This is a genomic window from Flavobacterium sp. ABG, from assembly GCF_001027725.1.
Lineage (GTDB): Bacteria > Bacteroidota > Bacteroidia > Flavobacteriales > Flavobacteriaceae > Flavobacterium > Flavobacterium cupriresistens.
The window spans coordinates 50,439-71,415 of sequence record NZ_LEKS01000005.1 but is presented as its reverse complement, the minus strand read 5'-3'; the positions used below and the strand labels follow the sequence as shown (position 1 = coordinate 71,415).

The 20,977-nt window shown below is 33.9% G+C and carries 14 protein-coding genes; 13 read left to right on the top strand and 1 reads right to left on the bottom strand.

What is annotated here, in order from left to right:
- The first annotated feature begins 134 nt into the window (after positions 1–134).
- The 12 genes from AB674_RS06885 (at position 135) to AB674_RS06830 (ending at position 18,827) form a co-directional block, all read left to right on the top strand.
- Positions 135–2,609, top strand: coding sequence for a T9SS type A sorting domain-containing protein (locus AB674_RS06885; RefSeq protein ID WP_047775103.1), 2,475 nt, complete (start codon positions 135–137; stop codon positions 2,607–2,609).
- Positions 2,610–2,878: 269 nt separating this feature from the next.
- Complete coding sequence (locus tag AB674_RS06880; RefSeq protein ID WP_047775102.1) at positions 2,879–3,490, top strand: RNA polymerase sigma factor; 612 nt, start codon at positions 2,879–2,881, stop codon at positions 3,488–3,490.
- 89 nt (positions 3,491–3,579) lie between these two features.
- The gene (locus AB674_RS06875) at positions 3,580–4,692 is read left to right on the top strand and encodes a FecR family protein (RefSeq protein ID WP_047775100.1); all 1,113 of its coding nucleotides are present in this window, start codon (positions 3,580–3,582) and stop codon (positions 4,690–4,692) included.
- Positions 4,693–4,998: 306 nt separating this feature from the next.
- Positions 4,999–8,724, top strand: coding sequence for a SusC/RagA family TonB-linked outer membrane protein (locus AB674_RS06870; protein ID WP_053004213.1), 3,726 nt, complete (start codon positions 4,999–5,001; stop codon positions 8,722–8,724).
- An 11-nt stretch (positions 8,725–8,735) separates the two neighbouring features.
- On the top strand, positions 8,736–10,217 hold the full coding sequence (locus tag AB674_RS06865) for a RagB/SusD family nutrient uptake outer membrane protein (protein ID WP_047775098.1): 1,482 nt from the start codon (positions 8,736–8,738) through the stop codon (positions 10,215–10,217).
- A 23-nt stretch (positions 10,218–10,240) separates the two neighbouring features.
- On the top strand, positions 10,241–11,101 hold the full coding sequence (locus AB674_RS06860; RefSeq protein WP_047775096.1) for a putative zinc-binding metallopeptidase: 861 nt from the start codon (positions 10,241–10,243) through the stop codon (positions 11,099–11,101).
- 34 nt (positions 11,102–11,135) lie between these two features.
- Positions 11,136–12,497, top strand: a complete 1,362-nt coding sequence (locus AB674_RS06855; RefSeq protein ID WP_047775093.1) for a DUF4302 domain-containing protein — start codon at positions 11,136–11,138, stop codon at positions 12,495–12,497.
- A 961-nt stretch (positions 12,498–13,458) separates the two neighbouring features.
- Entirely contained in the window at positions 13,459–13,683 is a 225-nt protein-coding gene (locus tag AB674_RS06850) for a hypothetical protein (RefSeq protein ID WP_047775091.1), read from the top strand.
- 262 nt (positions 13,684–13,945) lie between these two features.
- Positions 13,946–14,692 (top strand): 3-oxoacyl-[acyl-carrier-protein] reductase, encoded by a 747-nt coding sequence (fabG, locus tag AB674_RS06845; protein ID WP_047775088.1) that lies wholly within the window; start codon positions 13,946–13,948, stop codon positions 14,690–14,692.
- 64 nt (positions 14,693–14,756) lie between these two features.
- Positions 14,757–16,784, top strand: coding sequence for a hypothetical protein (locus AB674_RS06840; protein ID WP_047775086.1), 2,028 nt, complete (start codon positions 14,757–14,759; stop codon positions 16,782–16,784).
- 106 nt (positions 16,785–16,890) lie between these two features.
- Complete coding sequence (locus AB674_RS06835) at positions 16,891–17,787, top strand: LysR family transcriptional regulator (RefSeq protein WP_047775083.1); 897 nt, start codon at positions 16,891–16,893, stop codon at positions 17,785–17,787.
- 74 nt (positions 17,788–17,861) lie between these two features.
- On the top strand, positions 17,862–18,827 hold the full coding sequence (locus AB674_RS06830; protein ID WP_047775081.1) for a YeiH family protein: 966 nt from the start codon (positions 17,862–17,864) through the stop codon (positions 18,825–18,827).
- A gap of 4 nt (positions 18,828–18,831) precedes the next feature.
- On the opposite strand, the gene AB674_RS06825 is transcribed toward AB674_RS06830, so the two are convergent.
- Positions 18,832–19,782 carry a hypothetical protein gene (locus tag AB674_RS06825; protein WP_047775075.1) on the bottom strand — a complete coding sequence of 317 codons (951 nt, stop codon included), beginning with the start codon at positions 19,780–19,782 and terminating at the stop codon, positions 18,832–18,834.
- 173 nt (positions 19,783–19,955) lie between these two features.
- Here AB674_RS06825 and AB674_RS06820 point away from each other — a divergent pair, with 173 nt between their 5' ends.
- Complete coding sequence (locus AB674_RS06820) at positions 19,956–20,954, top strand: zinc dependent phospholipase C family protein (RefSeq protein WP_047775073.1); 999 nt, start codon at positions 19,956–19,958, stop codon at positions 20,952–20,954.
- Positions 20,955–20,977: the final 23 nt, after the last annotated feature.

The window sequence follows — 20,977 nt, the reverse complement described above, 5'->3', positions numbered from 1 at the left end:
TTCTAAGAAAAGCAAATATAATTAACCCAATGTTGAGAATTAAGTTTTCTAAATAAATTCTTAAAATAAATACTTTAATACACAAATTACATCGCTAATTTAAACGTTATATTTGTTTTTTTTAAACATAAATTATGAAAAAAAATTACTTATTCTTTTTTGCACTTTTTATTTTTCTTCCCACCAATGCCCAGAACATTGAATTTAAAGATGAAAATCTTAAATCAAAATTGCTTGAGGCTGATATTACAAATAACATAGCAAAAGATTTACAAGGCAATTTTTGCAAAGTAGATTTAAATGGCGATCTAGAAATACAAATTACCGAAGCTCAAAACATAAGCTGGTTAAATATTTCGTATTACAGAATTAAGAATACAACCGGAATTAATAGCTTTTCTAATTTAGAGTATCTAGATCTTTCCATAAATGAGATTTTAGTCTCGAATTTTGATGCATTACAAAAGCTTAAAATTTTAATTTGCGGAGGATATATTGGCGATAGCATAGACCTTAGACCACTTATTAATCTTGAAAAATTATATTGCGCATCAACTAAATTGAGATCAATTAATTTGTCCGGATTAAAAAAATTGCAATTTTTAGATTTAAAATTCAATTCATTAGAAAATTTAGATTTATCCGGACTTTCCAGTTTAAAAGAAGTTTACTGCTCTGAGAATTACAAAGGCATCATAGAAGGCCTTGATTTAAAAGGCCTAACAGGACTAGAAGTCCTGGATTGCGGAGCTACCGGAATAAAATATTTAAAAAACCTTTCAGATTGTAAAAAACTAAAAAAATTATATTGTGAAAGTAACAAATTAGAAACCTTAGATATTTCCGGTTGTGAAAGTTTAGAGGCGCTTATTTCCGTATATAATCCTTTCGAAACTTTAAATATTACAGGTTTGAATAATCTCATATCTCTTGAAGTTGGAGGCTCTAAATTTAGCTTTCTGGAAGCAAATAGCTTGATTAACGTCAAATATTTTACTCTAATTTATTCCAATGTAATCACATTGGATCTGTCAAATTTTGTTAATCTCGAAACAGCCTTATGCAATTATAATGATTCCTTAACAAATATTTTTACCAAGAATGGAGTAGCCGAAGTACTCTATTTTAGCGCTTGCCCAAGTTTAAAGTACATTTGTGCTGATGAAAACCAATTTCAAGGAATTAAAGATGAGATCCAAGCCTATCAATATAAAGATGTACATTATAACAGTTATTGTTCGTTTGGACCGGGAGGAGTTTACTCTGTAATAAAAGGAACAACAAAAATAGATTTGGACAAGAAAGACTGTAATGGCAATGGAGAGATCTTTTCAAATTTCAAACTTAATATTACAGATGGTTTTTCAAAGAGTACAGTAATTACAGATAATTCGGGTAATTATAGCTTACCAATTGGAATGGGTACATATAGAATTGAACCTTCCTTAGAAAACAGTAATTACTTTAAAGTTTATCCGGAATTTCTTACAGTTAGTTTTCCGGAATCGCAAAGCCCATTTATCCAAAATTTTTGTGTCACACCAGATGGGAACCATCAGGATATCGAAATTACAATCGTACCATTATCTGTAGCAAGGCCAGGCTTTGACGCAATTTATAGTGTTATTTATAAAAATAAAGGAAACAAAACAGTATCAGGTTCTGTAACATTAGATTTTAATGATGCAATTCTGGATTATATTTCGGCCACACCCATGATTAACAATCAAGTAATAAATAAACTCGAATGGAATTATGAGAATTTAAAACCTTTTGAATCAAAAGAAATTACCGTTGTTTTTAATGTTAATTCTCCTATGGAAACTCCTGCTGTTAATATTGATGACAGATTGAGTTTTAATGCCGTTATAACGCCAATAACAGATGATGAAAAACCAGTAGATAATTCTTCCGCATTACGTCAAATCGTTGTTGGATCATATGATCCAAATGATAAAACATGCTTAGAGGGAGATGTTATTAAACCAGAATTAATTGGAGAATACGTTCATTATTTAATTCGATTTGAAAATACAGGAACTTATCCTGCTGAAAATGTAGTAGTAAAAGATATGATCGATTTATTAAAATTTGACATTTCAACTTTGGTCCCTACAAGCGCAAGCCACGCCTATACCACAAAAATTTCCGCGGGCAACAAAGTCGAATTTATTTTCGAAAAAATCAACCTTCCTTTCGATGATGCCAATAATGACGGATATATTACCTTTAAAATAAAAACTTTGCCAAGTCTTTCTGTAGGCGATTCATTTACAAACGAAGCAAATATCTATTTTGATTATAATTTTCCAATTTTAACAAATAAAACCAACTCAACTTTTAAGACATTGGGTGTTCAGGATTTCAAATTTTCTAAGCATTTTAATATTTATCCAGTTCCGGCTAAAGATCTTTTAAACATAAATTCTAAAAACAATATTGAAATTATTTCAATAGCTATTTATGACACTGTAGGAAAGCTAGTTATCGTTGTACCAAATGCAAATTTAATTTCTAATATCGATGTTTCCAAGTTAGAATCAGGAAATTATATTCTGAGAATTAAGACCGATAAGGGAACAACGGCAACTAAGTTTATTAAAAAGTAAACTTAAGACTTAATAGTAGTAAAATCTCACAATTAAAAAAAAGTAAAAAAAAATGGTTGCGTCCCAAAATAGTTAAAACTTCGTTAAAATAAAGGCGTAGAGACGGTTTTCCTGTATTAGGAAACCGTCTCTTTTTTGTAAAAAAATTGGTTTTAAATTTTTGCTTTTATACATTTAGAGCATTAAGTTAAAAGATAATGTTAAAAAAGTATCTTCTTGATATTAACTAACAGTACTCTTTATCAATAATTCTATGCCAAAACCAAGTTATGAAAACCAAAATTTTACAAACCCCATTTGATGACATTACGCTTTGGACTAACCTGAAAGAAGGCGATGAGAAATCATTTTCATTACTATTCGAAAGGTATTACAGAGATTTGGTTAATTACGGTAATTCACTTTCGCCCTTTGCCGAGAAAGTTCAGGATTGCATACAAGATGTATTTACTGATGTATGGGTCTACAGGAACAGCTTGCAAAGTTCTGTTGTTGTAAAAGCTTATTTATTATCAAGTGTTCGTAAAAGAATTGCACGTTTACACGAAAGAGACCACATCTTTCGCAAAGCAGCAAGCACTGATTCTGTAGCTTTTTTATTGAAATTTTCGGTAGAGCATGAACTTATCGACGATGATGATGATACTACAAGAGCAAAAGTGACGCATTTGAATGAATTATTAAATAATCTTCCGGTAAGACAAAAAGAAGCCTTGTATCTTAGATACCATCAGGGACTTACAGTTGAACAGATCGCAGAAATGCTGGATGTCAATTATCAGTCCGCAAGTAATCTCTTGTACCGCGGTTTACTTACGCTTCGCAAGGAATGGAAAGGTACTTTTTCTATAATTGCACTACTATCCTCAAGTACTTTTTAATTTTATTTTTAAAAATATAAAAAAAATCACAATTTGGTGAGTATATAATAAGAGTACTGTCCTCTATGTCTTTGTAACCTCAAATACAGATGCAAGAACGTAGTACATATACCGAAATAGAAGATTTTTTATCTGATAAATCATTCCAGTCCTGGATCCTCTCTCAAATTGACGAGGACGGTTGGGAGGAATGGACTTTAGAAAATCAGCAACGTGCGAAATTGGTTGAAGATGCAAGATTGTTTTTGCTTGCAATGAAAGCACCAAATTCAGAATTATCCAATTCCGATATTCACAAAGCGTTGCAGGATACCTGGAGCAAAATTGAAAAAAAAGAGAATCAAATTGATTCCACTCAAAACAATACATTTAGTTTTCTAAAAAAATATTTTTTAGCTGGAGTTGCTGCCGCATTATTTTTTTGCTTAATGTCGGTTTGGTTTTACAAAAGCACTTCAAGCACAAGTCATGAAGTTGTTACCTACAATGAACTAATTGATGACAATAAAGAAGGATTGGTGGAACAAACAAATAATTCCAGCAAACCTCAAATCATTACATTATCAGACGGAAGTTCTGTTTTATTACAACCCAATAGTAAATTAAGTTATCCTAAAATCTTTACCGGAAACGAAAGAAAGGTGTATTTGTCCGGCGAAGGTTTCTTTGAAATTAGTAAAAATCCTAAAAAGCCTTTTTTCGTTTACGCAAACGAAATTGTTACAAAAGTTGTTGGAACCAGCTTTAGGGTTAAAGCTTATTCCGATCAGCCAAATGTAGAAGTTCTCGTTCGCACCGGTAAAGTTAAGGTTAAATCGAATGAATTAGTATCGATGTCGGATAGGGAGGTCGTTTTACTCCCTAATCAGGCATTGCGTTTTCAACGAAGTGATTTAACTTTTAACAAAATCACCAATATTACTCAGGACAAAACATTGGTAAGCAGTGTTGGTAATATCGAACAATTAAGTTTTGAATTTACCGATATACCGGTCGCTCAAATTTTTGAAACAATCGAGCAAGCTTATCTGATTGATATTGATTATCCTAAAGATAAACTAAAGGAGTGTCATCTTACCACTTCGCTTAGCGATCAGCCTCTGACGGAGAAATTAAGAATTGTATGCAAAAGTATCGGTAATAATACCAGCTTTGAAATGAATGGAAACCAGATTATCATACTATCTGAAGGATGTAATTAATCTATTTTTTGTACTAAAGTCTTCATGGCTTTGAGAAATTATTTTTCGCTGAATAATCCCATAGAAAAATAAAAATAGATAAAGGATTTCTTTAAATAGAACAAGTTTAAAAACAACCAAAACCAAAATAAAATAACCAAAAAAAACAAAAGAATGCCTATGTAAATAGTAGAATGCAAAAAAAAAGTGTCGAAATGCTGTAACATTATCGACACTTCATTAAAGTTGAATTGTTCTCTGTAAAGAATAATTCAGTCGTTTCTTAGAATACGCACGAAACAGTATTAATCAAAACAAACCAAAATTATGAAAAAACCAGTTGTTAAACAACGATTACTCCATCGAATCATGAAAATAACACTATTTCAGTTTGTCTTAGCACTTATCTTTTCAAGTGTTGCTATGGCAAACGATATAAATGGACAAAAGAAACTAGACACCAAAGTTACAATTACAGTTGAAAATTTAACTTTGGATAACGCATTGTCTAAACTTGCAAAATCGGCTCAGGTTAAGTTTTCTTATAATTCAAGAATAACACAACTCAACCAAAGAGTCAGTATAGAAGCAAATGATGAGACCTTATCGGCAATTTTGTCGAGAATTCTGGAGCCTTTAAATATTTCATACGCTGAAATTAGCAATCAGATTATATTGCAAAAAAGCAGCAAGAATATTTTTTCAGGTGCAGAAACTCCGGCTTCATTATTTGATGTTCTGGTTCCGGGACCAATCATTAGAGGTAAAGTTACGGACCCAAGTGGGGTTCCGTTACCTGGTGCAACCGTATTGGCTAAGGGATCAAAAGTAGCTGTATTGACGGACTTTGACGGTAATTTCTCTATCGAAATGCCGGCAAATAGTACCGCTTTAGTAATTTCTTATGTTGGTATGGAGACTAAAGAAATTGGAATAACGAATACTACCCCAACTATTGTTTTGAACGAAGCAGGACAGAACTTAAAAGAGGTTGTAGTAACTACCGGTTACGAAAAAACATCAAAAAGAACTTTTACAGGAGCGATCAGTAAAATTTCGGGTACTGAATTAAAAGTAGACGGTGTTGTAGATATCAGTAGAATGATTGAAGGAAAAGCGGCGGGTGTAACGGTTCAAAACGTTACCGGAACATTTGGTACTGCTCCTAAAATTACAGTTCGTGGATCTTCTTCCATTTTTGGTGATACAAAACCATTATGGGTTATCGATGGTGTGGTACAAGAAGATATCATCAACATTTCGTTTGCAGATTTAGCTTCAGGAAACTCTGAAACTTTATTGAGTTCTGCAGTTGCGGGATTAAACTCAAATGACATTCAAAGTATTGAAATTTTGAAAGATGCATCAGCTACTTCAATCTACGGTTCAAGATCATTAAATGGAGTTGTAGTTGTTACAACAAAACAAGGACGTAGAGATTCTCCTTTAAAAGTAAGTTATTCTGTTGAAAATACAGTTAGAACAGTTCCAAGTTACACACAGTACGATATTTTAAATTCTCAGGAGTCTATGAGTATTTTAAAAGAAATGGAACAAAAAGGTTTTCTTGATATGCCATCGACTCTTCAGGGTAGATATGGTGGGGTTTACAATATTCTTTCAAAAGAAATTAACACCTACAACACATCAAATGGACAGTTCGGGGTTAGAAACGAGCAACCTTATATGAATCAGTTTCTAAAAAAATACGAATTAGGAAACACAGATTGGTTCAAAGTTTTATTCAGACCTTCAATTACACAAAATCACTCTTTAAGCTTTTCAGGTGGTGGAAAAAACAATACTTTTTATGCATCATTGGGTTATTACACAGATCCGGGATGGACAATTGCTGACAGTGTAAAACAATTATCATCGAATATTAAAGGAACTTTTTATGTAAACGACAGATTAAACATCACGTTGTCTACCTTAGCTTCTGTTCGTGATCAAACCGCTCCCGGAAGTTACGAAAGCCAACAAGATGTTGTATTCGGTAACGTAACCAGAGATTTTGATATCAACCCGTTCAATTATGTTTTAAGTACAAGCAGAACGCTTCGTCCTTATAATGATGCAGGTGGATTAGAGTACTACAGAAATAACTGGGCTCCAATGAATATTATTAACGAATTGCAAAACAATGTTTTAGAAATTAAAGTAAAAGACATCCGTTTTCAATTGGATTTAGATTATAAAATCAACAAACATTTAAGTTATAATCTTACAGGTTCTGCGCGTTATGCCAATACTTCAAGAGAGCACAAAATTTACGAAAATTCAAATGTAGTAGGAGCTTACAAAGCGGGTACAGAATATGGTGCAGATGGCGCAAACACAATCGTTAGAGATGCTAACATCTTTTTATATAAAGATCCGAACGATTTAACAGCACAACCAATTTCTGTATTACCTAATGGTGGATTCTTAAGAAAATTCACTAACGACCTGACTTCTTACAATATCAGAAACAGTGTAACGTACAGAAATACTTTGAACGAAAAGCATGAATTAGAAGGCTTTTTCGGTACAGAGCTAAGATCCTTGGACAGAAACAGTGATAATTTTACTGCTGCAGGACTTCAATACGACAGAGGATTAACCGCTTTTACTGATCCAAAACTTATTGAAAAAATTATTAATGAAGGAAACTCTTACTATGGATTAAGTGCTGAAAGAGAAAGAACAGTTGGTTTCTTTGGTAAAGTAGGATATACTTATGATCGTCGTTATACAGGATCGATTACAGGTCGTTATGACGGATCAAACAGACAAGGGAATAGTGGTTCTTCCAGATGGCTTCCAACTTATACTTTTAGTGGAAAATGGAATGTTGCTGAAGAAAAATTCATGAAAAATGTAGAATCTATCAATAATTTAGCTTTAAGAGCATCTTATGGACTTACTGCAACAGCCGGTCCGGCGACCAACTCATTAGCGATCTACAAAAGTTTTATTACAGACCGTCTAGGCATACCAGACAGAGAAACAGGAATTGATATTGAGCAGTTACAAAACTCTGATTTAACTTGGGAAAAACAGTACGAAACTAACATCGGTGTTGATTTAGGAATGTTTAATAACAGAGTTCAGTTTACAACAGACGTTTATAGCCGTAAAGCATTTGATTTAGTTGATTTTGTTGTTACTTCAGGAATTGGAGGACAAAAAATCAAGCAAGGAAATAATGCTAATATGGAAACTAAAGGTATTGAGATTGGTTTTACTACTCAAAACATTGTTACAGATAAATTTAAATGGTCAACAACACTTAATTTCTCTGTGTTTAACCAAAAGATTACAAAATTAGAAAATCAACCTACAGCATTTGATTTAGTTGATGGAAATGGAGGAAATGCTCTTGGTCGTCCTAGAAATTCAATCTATTCTTACCAATTTACAGGTTTAAATAATCAAGGATTACCAACTTTTGTAATGCAGGATGGTGAAGATGATAAAGTAACTGGAGCTAATTTCCAGGATACTGAAAATGTAACTAAGTACTTGAAATACGAAGGTTCAATCGAGCCAAACAAATCAATTGGTTTAGCTAACACGTTTACATACAAAAGCTGGTCATTATATGTGTTTTTCGTAGGATCAGGTGGAAACAAAGTTCGTTTAAACCCGGCATTCAGCAGTCAATACGATGATTTAGCTGTGTTTACAAAAGATTTCACGAATCGTTGGATCAATCCTGGTGACGAACAACGTACAGACGTTCCGGTTATTGCTGACAAACGTTTGATTACAAATTATGGTGGAGTTAATACGCTTGGACGTGCTTACAATACTTATAATTATTCTGATGTTAGAATTGCAGATGGTGATTTCATAAGACTAAAAAATGTTTCACTTAGCTGGGAATTCCCTAATGATTTCAAGAAAAAATTAGGCGTAAGTACCTTTACATTAAAAGGTTCAGCAGTTAACCCTTGGTTGATCTATTCTGATAAGAGATTAAACGGACAAGATCCTGAATTCCGTAATACAGGAGGTGTAGCTTTCCCAATTACAACACAATACAGTTTTACTTTAAACCTTTCATTTTAATATAGTTGATTATGAAAAACATAAAATATATAAAAATAACCGCTGCCTTATTACTGCTCGTTGGTGTTAGTAGCTGTGATGATTTTTTGTCAGAGGTTCCCGATAACAGAACTCAAATAGATACACCGGAAAAAATATCCGAGTTACTGGTTAATGCATACCCGCTGGCTTCTTATATGGATTTGGGAGAAACAATGTCTGATAACGTTGCCGATGCTGAATTAAATAACGCCAGTGTAAAAAGTACACAAAGTTACTATTGGGAAATGCAAGACGAGACCAATATAGATACTCAGGCTAATTATTGGGACGCTTGTTACAGAGCTATTGCACATGCTAATCAAGCTTTACAGTCCATTAAAGAACTAGGAAATCCGACTAGCTTAAATCCTCAAAAAGGAGAAGCTTTATTAGCAAGAGCGTACTCTCATTTTATGTTGGTTACCTTTTGGTCAAACCGATATAATCCGGCTACTGCTGCAACAGATTTAGGGGTTCCTTATGTTACAGAACCGGAAACAGAATTACTGAAAAGTTATAAAAGAAATACCGTAAAAGAAGTTTTTGATTTCATTCAACAAGATATTGAAGAAGGATTGAGATACGTATCGAATAACTATAAAGAGCCAAAATTCCATTTCAACAAAGAAGCAGCCAAAGCATTTGCCAGCCGTTTCTATTTAATAAAAGGAGATTGGGATAAGGTACTTGAAGTTTCAAGCGGATTAGGATCTAAACCAGTTGGTAAACTAAAAGATTATGTAACTTTGTCAAGTTTAGCTCCGGATATTCAATTTATCGAATACAGTAAATCTTCTCTTACGTCAAATTTATTAATTGGATCACCAAATACATTAGTCGGAAGATCTGCAAATGGTAGTAATTTTTATTTGACAGATGAGAAACAAAGAGAACTTTTTAATGGAACGAATCCATTTGGAAAAGCTTGGCTTTTTGATTTTTACAGCTACAACAGCAGCAGTACTTTATTTACACCAAAATTTGAAGAGTATTTTAAATATACAAATCTAACGGCAAATATTGGAATTGCTTATTGTGGAATCGTACTTTTGTCTAATGATGAGTTTTATCTAAACCGTATTGAGGCACTTGTTATGAAAAACAGAATTGCAGATGCCAACACAGAATTAGAATACTTTTTAGGAACAAGAACAGCCGGATACAATGCCGCAACAGATAAACTTACTGAAGCAGATGTTGTAGCAGGATACCCTGTAATTGCAGATGAGTTAACACCGTTCTATACGATGACAGACGTACAAACTTCTTATGTTAAAGCGCTTACCGAAGCGAGAAGAAGAGATTTTGTTCATGAAGGATTAAGATGGTTTGATGTAAAACGTTTTAATATTGTTGTAAGCCGTGAAGATCAAGGAAAACCTGTAAACACATTGGTTAAAGACGATAAACGAAGAGCATTACAAATACCGCTAAGTGCATCAAACTACGGCGTAGAAAAAAATCCTAGATAAATTTTTATTAAATTTAAGATACTATGAAAATATTTAAAATATATAGAACGATGATACTTGTTGCAGGAGTTTTAACTTTTGCAGCTTGTGCTCATGAAGATCAACCTAAGGAAAGTCAATTGGATTTTTCACCTCTTCCAAAAACGGAGCTAGACAAATGGATCACAACAAATTACCTGGATCCCTATAATATTAACGCACAATACTTATGGAATCAGAATAAAGTCGATAACAACAGATTTCTTTTTCCTCCATTAGTAGATAAAGTTAAACCAGCTTTAAATATCGTTAAACAAATCTGGATCGATAGTTATTCAGAAGTTGGAGGGGCTGATTTTGTAAAAATCATCGCACCAAGAGAAATTGTTTTGGTTGGTGGAGTAAATTCAAATTCAAACGGAACCAGAACACTTGGTATCGCAGATTCAGGTCAGAGAATCACCCTTTTTGAAGTAGATTATCTGAATCAAAAAAACAGAGACAATGTTACTGAATTCATCCATACCATTCAACATGAGTATGTACACATTTTAAATCAAAACAAACCTTTTGACGAGCAAGCTTGGCAAAAAATTACTCCAGGGGATTATACAGGAACCTGGCATTTAGAAAATCTTGCAGTTTCAAGAAATCTAGGTTTTGTTACGAACTATGCAAGAAACAATGTTACTGAAGATTTTGCTGAAACAGCTTCTGTTATATTGATAAGTTCAGTAGCAGAATACGACGCAATTCTTGCCAGTATTACAAGCGCTGACGGAAGGGATAAATTGAAAAGAAAAGAAGCAATCGTAGTACAGTATTATAAAGATGCTTTCGGAATTGACTTTTATGCTTTAAGAGATGCAGCGCAGAGAAATACAACCAACGTCGTAAATAACTAAGTGTCCGTTAATGTATAATTAAAATAGTAATATTATGAAACTAAAAAATATATTTAAGTACTCGATGTTTGCTTTTTTAGCAATGTCTTTGGGTGCTTGTACCAATAATACAGACGCGGAAAAAATCTTTGATAAAACTCCGGTCGAGCGAATAAACGCACAGAAAAGTGAGTTGAGAACAGCCTTACTTTCTTCAGAATTTGGCTGGAAAGCAGTGTATTTTACAGATGACACCCAATTGGGAGGTTTTACCCATTTGTTTAAATTTACTGACGACGGAAAAGTACAAATGGCATCCGATTTTAATGCCGATACAAAAACGTACGAAAGCCAGTTTGATGTGGTATTAGGAAGCACTATGAGCGTGGTATTTACTACCTTTAACAGAATACACCTTTTGTCAGATTCAGGCAATGCTCCAACTGCAGCTTTAAGAGGAAAAGGATACTTAGGAGATTTCCAGTTTTTATACTACGGAAAACAAGCCAATGGTGATATTCTTTTTAAAACCAACAGATTAGTTAGAGATGTTCGTTTTGTAAAAGCAACTGCTCAGGATTGGGCTGATTTACCTAAGAATACAATATCACAACAAAATTTCATTGGAAATAGCAGTAGCCCACTTTTCAGATTGCTGGAAACTAACGACGGAACTACCACTAAAAAGTATAGTTTTTCTGTTTCGCAAGCAAGCAGATATTCCATTTCAACAGCTTTAGACGGATCTGGAGATGTTATCAGAACAGGAGTTGCTTATACGCCAACAGGAATCACTGTTAGTCCTGCTATAGTTGTTGCAGGTCAAAAATTAACCGACTTTACCTATAATGATACTGATAAAAGTTTTACTGCTACGGGAACAGGAGGGGTAACAGCTTCCATTAAATTCTCTAACACACCTTTAGCCTTAACAGACGATTACAAACTATTACTGCCTGGAAGTGGAAATAATGTATACGCTTATATATTTAATACAACAAAAGGTGAAGCAGCAAACTCTCAGTTATTCCTGACTTTATTAAATGATTCAGAGCAAGCAGCCGGATTTATGCTTACAAGAGTACAACTTTGGTTTAATAATGCTGATGGAAGTAATTTTATTGAGTACAGATTCGGAAATGCCAGTGGCGCCACTGTAGCCCGAAGATACCACTACTTTACTTTAACTGCCGATGCCACAAAGAAAACGGTTACATTTACCCCTGGAGTTTGGAAATCAAGTACAGCACCTACAGCACCAGCAATAGCGGCTCCATCTTTCCTGCAAGCGTTAGATAATCAATTCATGAATCCTCAAGGTCTTTATTTTGCCAAGGCGCAGGTTTCAGGTTATAGTGGTTATACTTTTACGAGTACATCAACTCCTTTTAGAATGGTTGCATACTCATTCCAATAATTAGCTTAAAACAGAGAAAGGTCGTCTCAAATTAGAGACGACCTTTTTTTAATTCTAATCTTCAGGATAGTTTTTTATTTCAATTATTAAATCAAACAAGTTCAAAATATTTGCATTAAGATTCCTTGTAAAGGATATGCTGATACTTATTGGACGGCAGATTCTATTGGTAAATACACCAAAACAATAAAGTAATCTTTTAGCATAATGAAAAAGTATCTTACATCAGTAAATACCGTGTTTTTTTTATGGGGTATTATACTTATAGCAATATCAGAACTTTACCCGGGCTTTACCCGATATTATTTGTACTTGTCCATAATAGTGATCATTCCTGTAATGATTGTTAATCTCATAAAACAGAGAAAAGACGACAAAATTAATAACACTACACTGTTTCAGTCCTCTATTTACAGGATGCTAATTTTAGCGGTGGCAGTGACAATTTTGTTTTTTGCAACAAAGCAAAATCATATATTTTAGTTTTTTTTTATTTTATTTTGAATTAAGGCAGCTCGCTTTTGAGCTGCTTTTTTTAAGGAAAAAATTAAAATATATGACTTTGTTCTTTATTTAAAAACAGCAGAAAAGACAATTAGAATACGTTTTATGTCTGAAACTCAACGGACACAAAATGATTGAGAAAACCAACTATTAACAACCAATTTTATTATGTTAAAAACTTTTTTAAATTTTTCAGGAATCGAAGTATTAAGCAGCGAAGAGCTGAAAAGCCTAAACGGAAACGGTAGCGGAGGAATAAGATGCACTGTGCCTTGGTCGCCCTTTACTTACAACGGACCTTGTATCATGCTCCCACGTGAGGAAGAAGTAATACCACTATGCACCGTGACAATAGACGGTATAATTTGTTAATACTGTTTTAAAATGAAAAACGCTGACAGAATAATGCAGCGTTCATATTAGATTGATAGCTAAAAAATTAACCAAAAAACCAACTATGTTAAAGACTATCTTAAATTTAGAAGGAGCTAGACTTCTAAATGACGAAGAACAAAAAAATATTACTGGAAAAGGTCCTAATGACCCAAAACCTGTAGAAAAATGTAAAACCTATGCGCCTCCGGGCGCTAATCGTATAGACTATCCGTTCTATCCATGTGCAGACATTATACGCGAGAATCCATTTCCTATAGATGATCCTTGTGTAGGGCTTGGATGCTAATTAGGTTTATTTAAAAAACAAAAATACCGTTTCAAATTTTGGAACGGTATTTTTATTTTCAGCGAACAATTAAGTACTTAAGAAGAGGGAGACCATAAATTATACGATTGTTATTTTTTTAAAAAGGGAATTATCATATATTTGACAAGTCATTTATACGCTGCCAGAAATGAAAATCTTTTTTGTGTTTTTCTTCAAAAACAGAAACAAGAGAATCGTTAACAGGAACAGCTACAAATAAATATTAAATTTAATTTTGAATATGAAATTACTAGAAGGAAAAGTTGCCATCATTACAGGCGCTAGTCGTGGAATTGGAAGAGGAATTGCAGAAGTTTTTGCTAAACATGGCGCAAATGTTGCCTTTACATACAGTTCATCTGTCGCTTCAGCAGAAGCTTTAGAAGCTGAATTGAACAGTTTAGGAGTTAAAGCCAAAGGATACCAATCTAATGCAGCTGATTTTAATGAGGCTCAAACTTTTGTCGAAGCAGTTTTGGCTGATTTCGGAACGGTAGATATTTTAATTAACAACGCCGGAATTACAAAAGACAATTTGTTAATGCGTATGTCTGAAGCTGATTTCGATCAGGTAATTGATGTTAATTTGAAGTCTGTTTTTAATATGACAAAAGCAATTCAAAAAACTTTCCTAAAACAACGCGCAGGTTCAATTATCAATATTAGTTCAGTAGTAGGGGTATCCGGAAATGCGGGACAAACCAACTATGCAGCTTCAAAAGCTGGTGCAATTGGATTTACAAAATCGGTAGCACTTGAATTAGGTTCACGTAATATTCGTTGCAACGCAATTGCTCCAGGATTTATTGAAACAGAGATGACAGCAAAATTGAACGAAGATGTAGTAAAAGGATGGAGAGAAGGAATTCCTTTGAAACGTGGCGGAACTACTGAAGATGTTGCCAATGCTTGTTTATTCCTGGCTTCAGATATGAGCGCTTACATCACAGGACAAGTTTTAAATGTTTGTGGAGGAATGTTAACTTAAAAAAGTTCCGGTCCAGATTTCAGTTTTTACTGAAGACTGAAAACCGTCACCGAATACTATAAATATGACTACAAACACGATTCTATTATTGTTGCTTTCTTTAGTAATAGCTGGTGCTTTGTCGTATTTTCAATATTTTTATAAAGCCAAAAGCAATTCAAAAGTGAATTTGTTTTTGGCTTTTTTGCGCTTTTTGACCATTTTTGCGATACTCCTTTTATTGATTAATCCGATTGTAACCAAAAATACTCTTGAAGTAACCAAAACACCTCTGGCAATCGCAGTAGACAATTCCAGTTCGATTCTGGTTTTAAAATCAGACAAAAAAGCAATCGAATTGTACCAGGATTTAGTTTCAAACCCTGCACTTCAGGAAAAATTTGAAATTCAGTCTTATCAATTTGATGCAGATTTAAAACCTTCCAAACAATTTGATTTTAAAGGAAAACAAACGAATTTAGATGCCATTGCCAAAAACTTAAAAAGCATCAACAGGAATACTATTTTTCCAACGGTTATTATTACAGATGGAAATCAAACCACCGGAAATGATTATGTGTATCGTTTTGATCCAATAAACAAGGTTTATCCGGTAATTGTAGGTGATACGACCACTTTTTTTGATTTAAAAATCAATCAATTAAATGTAAACAAATACGCTTTTCATAAAAACAAATTCCCTGTAGAAGTTTTTCTTCAGTATTCCGGAACTAAAAATACGACAGCCGATTTTTCTATTGTTCAGGGAAGCAGTGTTATTGCGAAAGAAAAAGTTTCTTTTTCACCGTCTAAAAAAACAGCAACAATCAATTTACTTTTACCCGCTGATAAAGTTGGACTGCAAGTTTTTAAAGCGAGTATTTCTTCTAATGTAAAAGAGAAGAACAGCTACAACAACATCAAGAACTTCGCAGTTGAAGTAATGGATCAAAAGTCAACAATAGCAATTGTTTCAGCAATAAACCATCCTGATATTGCTGCTTTGAAACGTTCTATTGAGTCTAATGCGCAACGCAAAGTAATACTGGTAAAACCTAACGAAATCAATTCATTACAAGATGTTTCCGTTTTGGTTTTATACCAACCGACAACCGCTTTTAAAGCCATTTTCGACACTAATAAGTTGGCAGGCATAAATACCTTTATTATTACAGGAACTAACACGGATTTTAATTTCTTAAATCAGCAGCAGTCTAATTTGGTCTTCAAAATGAGCGGCCAGAAAGAAGATTATCTAAATGAGTTCCAATCGCAGTTTAATTTATTTGCTATTGATAATATTGGTTTTGAAAATTTTCCGCCTTTGCAAAATTTATTTGGGACCATAACCACTAATGGAAATGTTTCGGTTTTACTTTCTTCAAAAATCAGAAATGTAAGTACCAATGCACCATTGTTGGCTTTCGCTGAAAATCAAGGCAAACGAACGGCTTATCTTTTAGGAGAAAACAGTTGGAAATGGCGTTTACAAAGTCATGTAGACCATCAGTCTTTTGAAAAATATGATGTTTTTATCGATAAAATAGTTCAGTTTTTAGCTTCATCAACCTCTAGAAAATCATTGGTGGTGACACACGAAAGTTTCTATAATTCTGGCGAAGCAATTGCCATCAATGCGCAATATTTCAATAAAAATTATGAGTTCGATGAAAAAGCAAGACTTACGATCAGCGTAACAAATGCAGCAACGAAACAAACTAAAAACTACGATTTACTAAAAGGAAACAATTCTTTTTCTGTAAATTTGGATGGATTAACGGCAGGTAAGTATAATTTTTCTGTAAAAGAATTAAACACCAATACCAGTTATTCCGGTCATTTTGAAATTTTAGATTTTGATATTGAAAAGCAATTTGTAAATCCTGATGTTTTAAAATTGAAACAATTGGCTCTACAAACCAATGGAAAAGCCTTTTTTGAAGATCAGTCAGCAGAATTGATAAAAACACTTTTAGAAAATAAAGAATACAAATCGATCGAAAAAAATATTGCAACAAAAACACCTCTCATTGATTGGATTTGGTTACTAATTATACTTGTTGCTCTACTGACAACCGAATGGTTTGTTAGAAAGTACAATGGATTATTATAAGGTAAGCTCAGAGTGGCAAAGGTCTTAACAAAGACCAACGTGAAACTTGAAACTTGAAACTTGAAACTTGAAACTTGAAACAAAACTAACCTAACACCCTTCCAGAATGGACTTCAGGCTAAAAGTATTCTACACTGTCGCTTTAAGGCTTAACTTTACAAAAGCCGCAACGGAATTGTATATTACGCAGCCCGCAGTTTCTAAACACATTCAGGAACTCGAAGAAACCTATAAAACAAAACTTTTTGAACGAAACGGGTCTAAAATAGCCCTGACACCGGCTGGCGATATGTTATTGCAGCACACTAAAAGCATCTTTGAAATCTATCGCAAAATTGATTTTGACATGAGTGTTTTTGCCAGTAACCGCCAAGGTTTATTACGTCTAGGGTCGAGTACCACAATTTCACAATATATTATTTCTCCTGTTTTGGCGCAATTTCATCAAAAGCAGCAAGAAATAAAAGTCAATTTACTTAATGGTAACACTGAGCAAATTGAAAATGCCTTAATCAACAAAGAAATTGAAATTGGAATTGTGGAAGGACAGTCAAAAAACCAGTCCATCAAATACATTCCATTTTTAAAAGACGAATTGGTTTTGGTTTGCAACAGTCAAAATCCTATGGCTCAGCAGAATGAAATTTCATTAAATGATCTCAAATCAATGAAATTCATCACGCGAGAACGTGGCTCAGGAACACTTGAAGTTATAGAATATGCTTTAAGACAAGTCAATTTAAAAATAACGGATTTGCAATTCGAAATGCAATTAGGAAGTACCGAAAGTATCAAATCCTATTTATTAAATTCCGATTGTTTTGCCTTTATGTCAATACATGCAGTAGGTAAGGAGTTAAAAAACAACGAGCTAACAGTCTTGGATGTAGAGAATTTAACCATTGAAAGATACTTCTATATCATTACATTAGTCGGAAAATCAGACCCTTTATCAGAGCTATTTATTCAAAGTATGTCAGCTTACTATAACCTGAAGTTATAGTCTATTGTAATTTACGATTGGTGATTTTAATAGAATCGTCAGATCTTTGCTGAGTAATTAATAAGTATATTATTTTGAAAACGCAAGAACATTCAACACCGCAATTATTAGACGTTAGTATTTACTTTCAACAGGCCGTATTTGCCCTGGTTATTATTCTGTGTATATTCTCCATTATTTCTCCACCTGTCGCATTGTTATTGGGCGTTCTTATAGTTAACGTTTTTGGAAACCCTTTTTTAGCTTTCAATCATAAAGCCATTACATTTCTATTGCAATTTTCTGTTGTAGGTCTTGGTTTCGGAATGAATGCAGCCAGTGCCATTTCAGCAGGAAAAGAAGGTTTTCTACTAACCATACTCTCTATTTTCAGCACTTTGATTTTCGGTATTCTCTTAGGAAAGTGGCTTAAAATCGAAAAGAAAACGTCCCATTTAATTTCTTGCGGAACTGCTATTTGTGGTGGTAGCGCCATTGCAGCAGTAGCTCCGGTTATCAAATCAAACGAAAATCAGACTTCAATTGCTTTGGGAGTCATTTTTATACTGAATTCTGTCGCTTTATTTCTTTTCCCATATATTGGTCATCAACTTGATTTATCACAAAAAGAATTTGGTTTATGGTGCGCGATTGCGATTCATGATACGAGCTCTGTAGTTGGAGCAGCGAATAGATACGGGGCTGAAGCCTTGCAAATTGCTACAACAGTAAAATTAGCAAGAGCTTTATGGATCATTCCAATTTCAATTTTCACTGCTATTGCATTTAAAAACAAAAACAGCAAGATCAAAATTCCTTATTTTATCGGACTGTTTATTGTAGCCATGCTTTTAAACACTTATGTTCCTGCAACAGCTATTGTGGCGCCGCATATCGTAAGCATCGCAAAAATTGGTCTAACGATAACTTTGTTCCTTATTGGTGCAACTCTAAATATAAAAACGCTCAAAGCGGTAGGAGTAAGGCCATTGCTGCAAGGTGTTTTCCTTTGGATCTTTATTGCCATTTTAGGATTGACCACCATTGTATACCTGAATTAAGAACCTATTTAACGTTTGAAAATTTTACTACCGGTTTATTAATCATTTTATAAAATTTCCCTTTAAACGAAAACCGTCTTTCCATCTCAAAATTGAAAGACTTTTTCGTTTTGGCCATAACAGCTATTTCTTCGGGTAAAACAACTTCAAACTCATCATTAGCTTGCTCCGCTTTATTAAATGAACCTTTTGTTGTAATTATAATGTCTCTAAAATGTATTTTTTTGTCATCCTTTACAACTTTGTAAGAACTTGACCAGTCCACACTTTGTACATTGGTGAGCTGATAATTATTAACTTCCATTATGGACTGGTATTTACCATCAAAACCGGCAATCAGATAAAGATAACCTTCAAAAGGACCACCGGCACCACCATTGACATGCAACAGGGTAAAAGCATATTGATCTTCTCCAATTTGTAAAAGTTTCGGAGTAGGGCATCGTGCGAAGGCTCCAAAGCCGGCAACAGCGGGCTGAAAAGATCTCATTTCCCAAATAGTATTATTCTTTGCAAATTTAGCAAGGCCCAACAATCCACCGGAAAAACGGCCTGTTTGTAATCCGTCTTCATCATGAAACGAATGATTAAAAGCAAGTATTTTAAACTCATTTCCTTTGGAGTCCGAATAGTCCAGCGTCGTTAACAATCTTGTAGCAACGCCTGCTTCATACGGAAAAAGCTGATCCCCTTCGACCTCATTAACGTCTGTATAAGCAGTAGTCTTGCAATTTTTGCACTTCCAGCTCACAAAAGTATTTTTATCAGCAAAATGGTATAAATTACCCGGAAACAATTTTTGCATTGTTTTCTCACCATTTAAAGGATCCGGAATTTTAAGTGTTCTTTTTGGATTCAGAACAGTATCGCTGACGTTTTTTAGCTGTATTTCAGCCTCTTGAGCCAAACAAAAAGGTGCTAAAAAAAGAAAGAAATTTAAAACAATAAGACGCATAACATTCGATTTAACTAAGACAAACATACAAAGAAAATGACTGATAAGATGGAATTAGCCACTCCGGTATAGTCCAAAAAATAACAAAAAGTTAAATTACTATAATAATTAGTCCCGTTTTCTTTGTAGTGTGCATAAATGGGATAAATTTGCAGTCCAAATAAAAATTTAAAATGAAAAACTTTAGAATGAAACCAAGACTAATTGCCTTTCTAGTAGTAGGAATTGGTTTTTTGACATTATCATGGGGAATTGTAGGTCATGAACGTATCAACAAAGCAGCGGTAATGGCTTTGCCCCGTCCACTTCAGGTGTTTTTTTACAATCATATTGACTTTATTACTCAGGAAGCTTCTGTGCCGGATATCCGTAAATATGCATTGAATTATAAAGATGAAAATCCAAGACATTATTTTGACATGGAAAATTTCGGACCTGTAGAAAGTATACCACAAACTTTTGAAGAAGCAAAAAAGAAATACGATGCCAAATTTTTGAATGACAATGGAATTTTACCATGGTACATTGAAGATATGATGGAAAAATTGACAAAGGCATTCAAAGAAAAAAACAGAGCCGAAATTTTATTCCTTGCAGCAGATTTAGGTCATTATATTGGAGATGCCCACATGCCATTGCACACTTCTGCAAATCATGACGGTCAGTTAACCGATCAGAAAGGAATTCATTCACTTTGGGAAAGCAAATTACCGGAGTTATTCGTCAAAAATTATAAGTTAAATGTTCCGGAAGCGCAATACTACGAAAATGTACATAAAGCAACCTGGGACATGATTAATGACACCCACACTCTTGTTGAACCTTTATTAGCGGTTGATAAAAAACTAAGAACTTCAACTCCTGAAAATAAGATTTATGTTATTGGTGCAGACGGAAAAGTTGTTAAAACTAAATACAATGCAGCTAAATTCTCTGATGACTATGCCGAAAAATTACACAAGGAATTAAACGGAATGGTTGAAAGCCAAATGAGAAAAGCAATCACGGCAACAGCAAGTTTTTGGTACACGGCTTGGGTTAACGCAGGAAAACCGGATTTAAGTGATTTGGACGCATCGACAGTTACACAAAGAAACAACCAAGCTTTAAGAGACGATTTAAAATTGTTTCAAAGCGGATATCTTTTCGGAATGCAAAATCAGAATGACTAATACGGTCTCTTGATTCGAGCATG

Bases quoted from the DNA above. Each gene is read 5' to 3' on its own strand.
- AB674_RS06865 (WP_047775098.1), top strand. From the start codon at position 8,736: ATGAAAAACATAAAATATATAAAAATAACCGCTGCCTTATTACTGCTC.
- AB674_RS06850 (WP_047775091.1), top strand. From the start codon at position 13,459: ATGTTAAAGACTATCTTAAATTTAGAAGGAGCTAGACTTCTAAATGAC.
- AB674_RS06820 (WP_047775073.1), top strand. From the start codon at position 19,956: ATGAAAAACTTTAGAATGAAACCAAGACTAATTGCCTTTCTAGTAGTA.
- AB674_RS06825 (WP_047775075.1), bottom strand. From the start codon at position 19,782: ATGCGTCTTATTGTTTTAAATTTCTTTCTTTTTTTAGCACCTTTTTGT.
- AB674_RS06870 (WP_053004213.1), top strand. From the start codon at position 4,999: ATGAAAAAACCAGTTGTTAAACAACGATTACTCCATCGAATCATGAAA.
- AB674_RS06855 (WP_047775093.1), top strand. From the start codon at position 11,136: ATGAAACTAAAAAATATATTTAAGTACTCGATGTTTGCTTTTTTAGCA.
- AB674_RS06835 (WP_047775083.1), top strand. From the start codon at position 16,891: ATGGACTTCAGGCTAAAAGTATTCTACACTGTCGCTTTAAGGCTTAAC.
- AB674_RS06875 (WP_047775100.1), top strand. From the start codon at position 3,580: ATGCAAGAACGTAGTACATATACCGAAATAGAAGATTTTTTATCTGAT.
- AB674_RS06885 (WP_047775103.1), top strand. From the start codon at position 135: ATGAAAAAAAATTACTTATTCTTTTTTGCACTTTTTATTTTTCTTCCC.
- fabG (WP_047775088.1), top strand. From the start codon at position 13,946: ATGAAATTACTAGAAGGAAAAGTTGCCATCATTACAGGCGCTAGTCGT.
- AB674_RS06860 (WP_047775096.1), top strand. From the start codon at position 10,241: ATGAAAATATTTAAAATATATAGAACGATGATACTTGTTGCAGGAGTT.
- AB674_RS06880 (WP_047775102.1), top strand. From the start codon at position 2,879: ATGAAAACCAAAATTTTACAAACCCCATTTGATGACATTACGCTTTGG.
- AB674_RS06840 (WP_047775086.1), top strand. From the start codon at position 14,757: ATGACTACAAACACGATTCTATTATTGTTGCTTTCTTTAGTAATAGCT.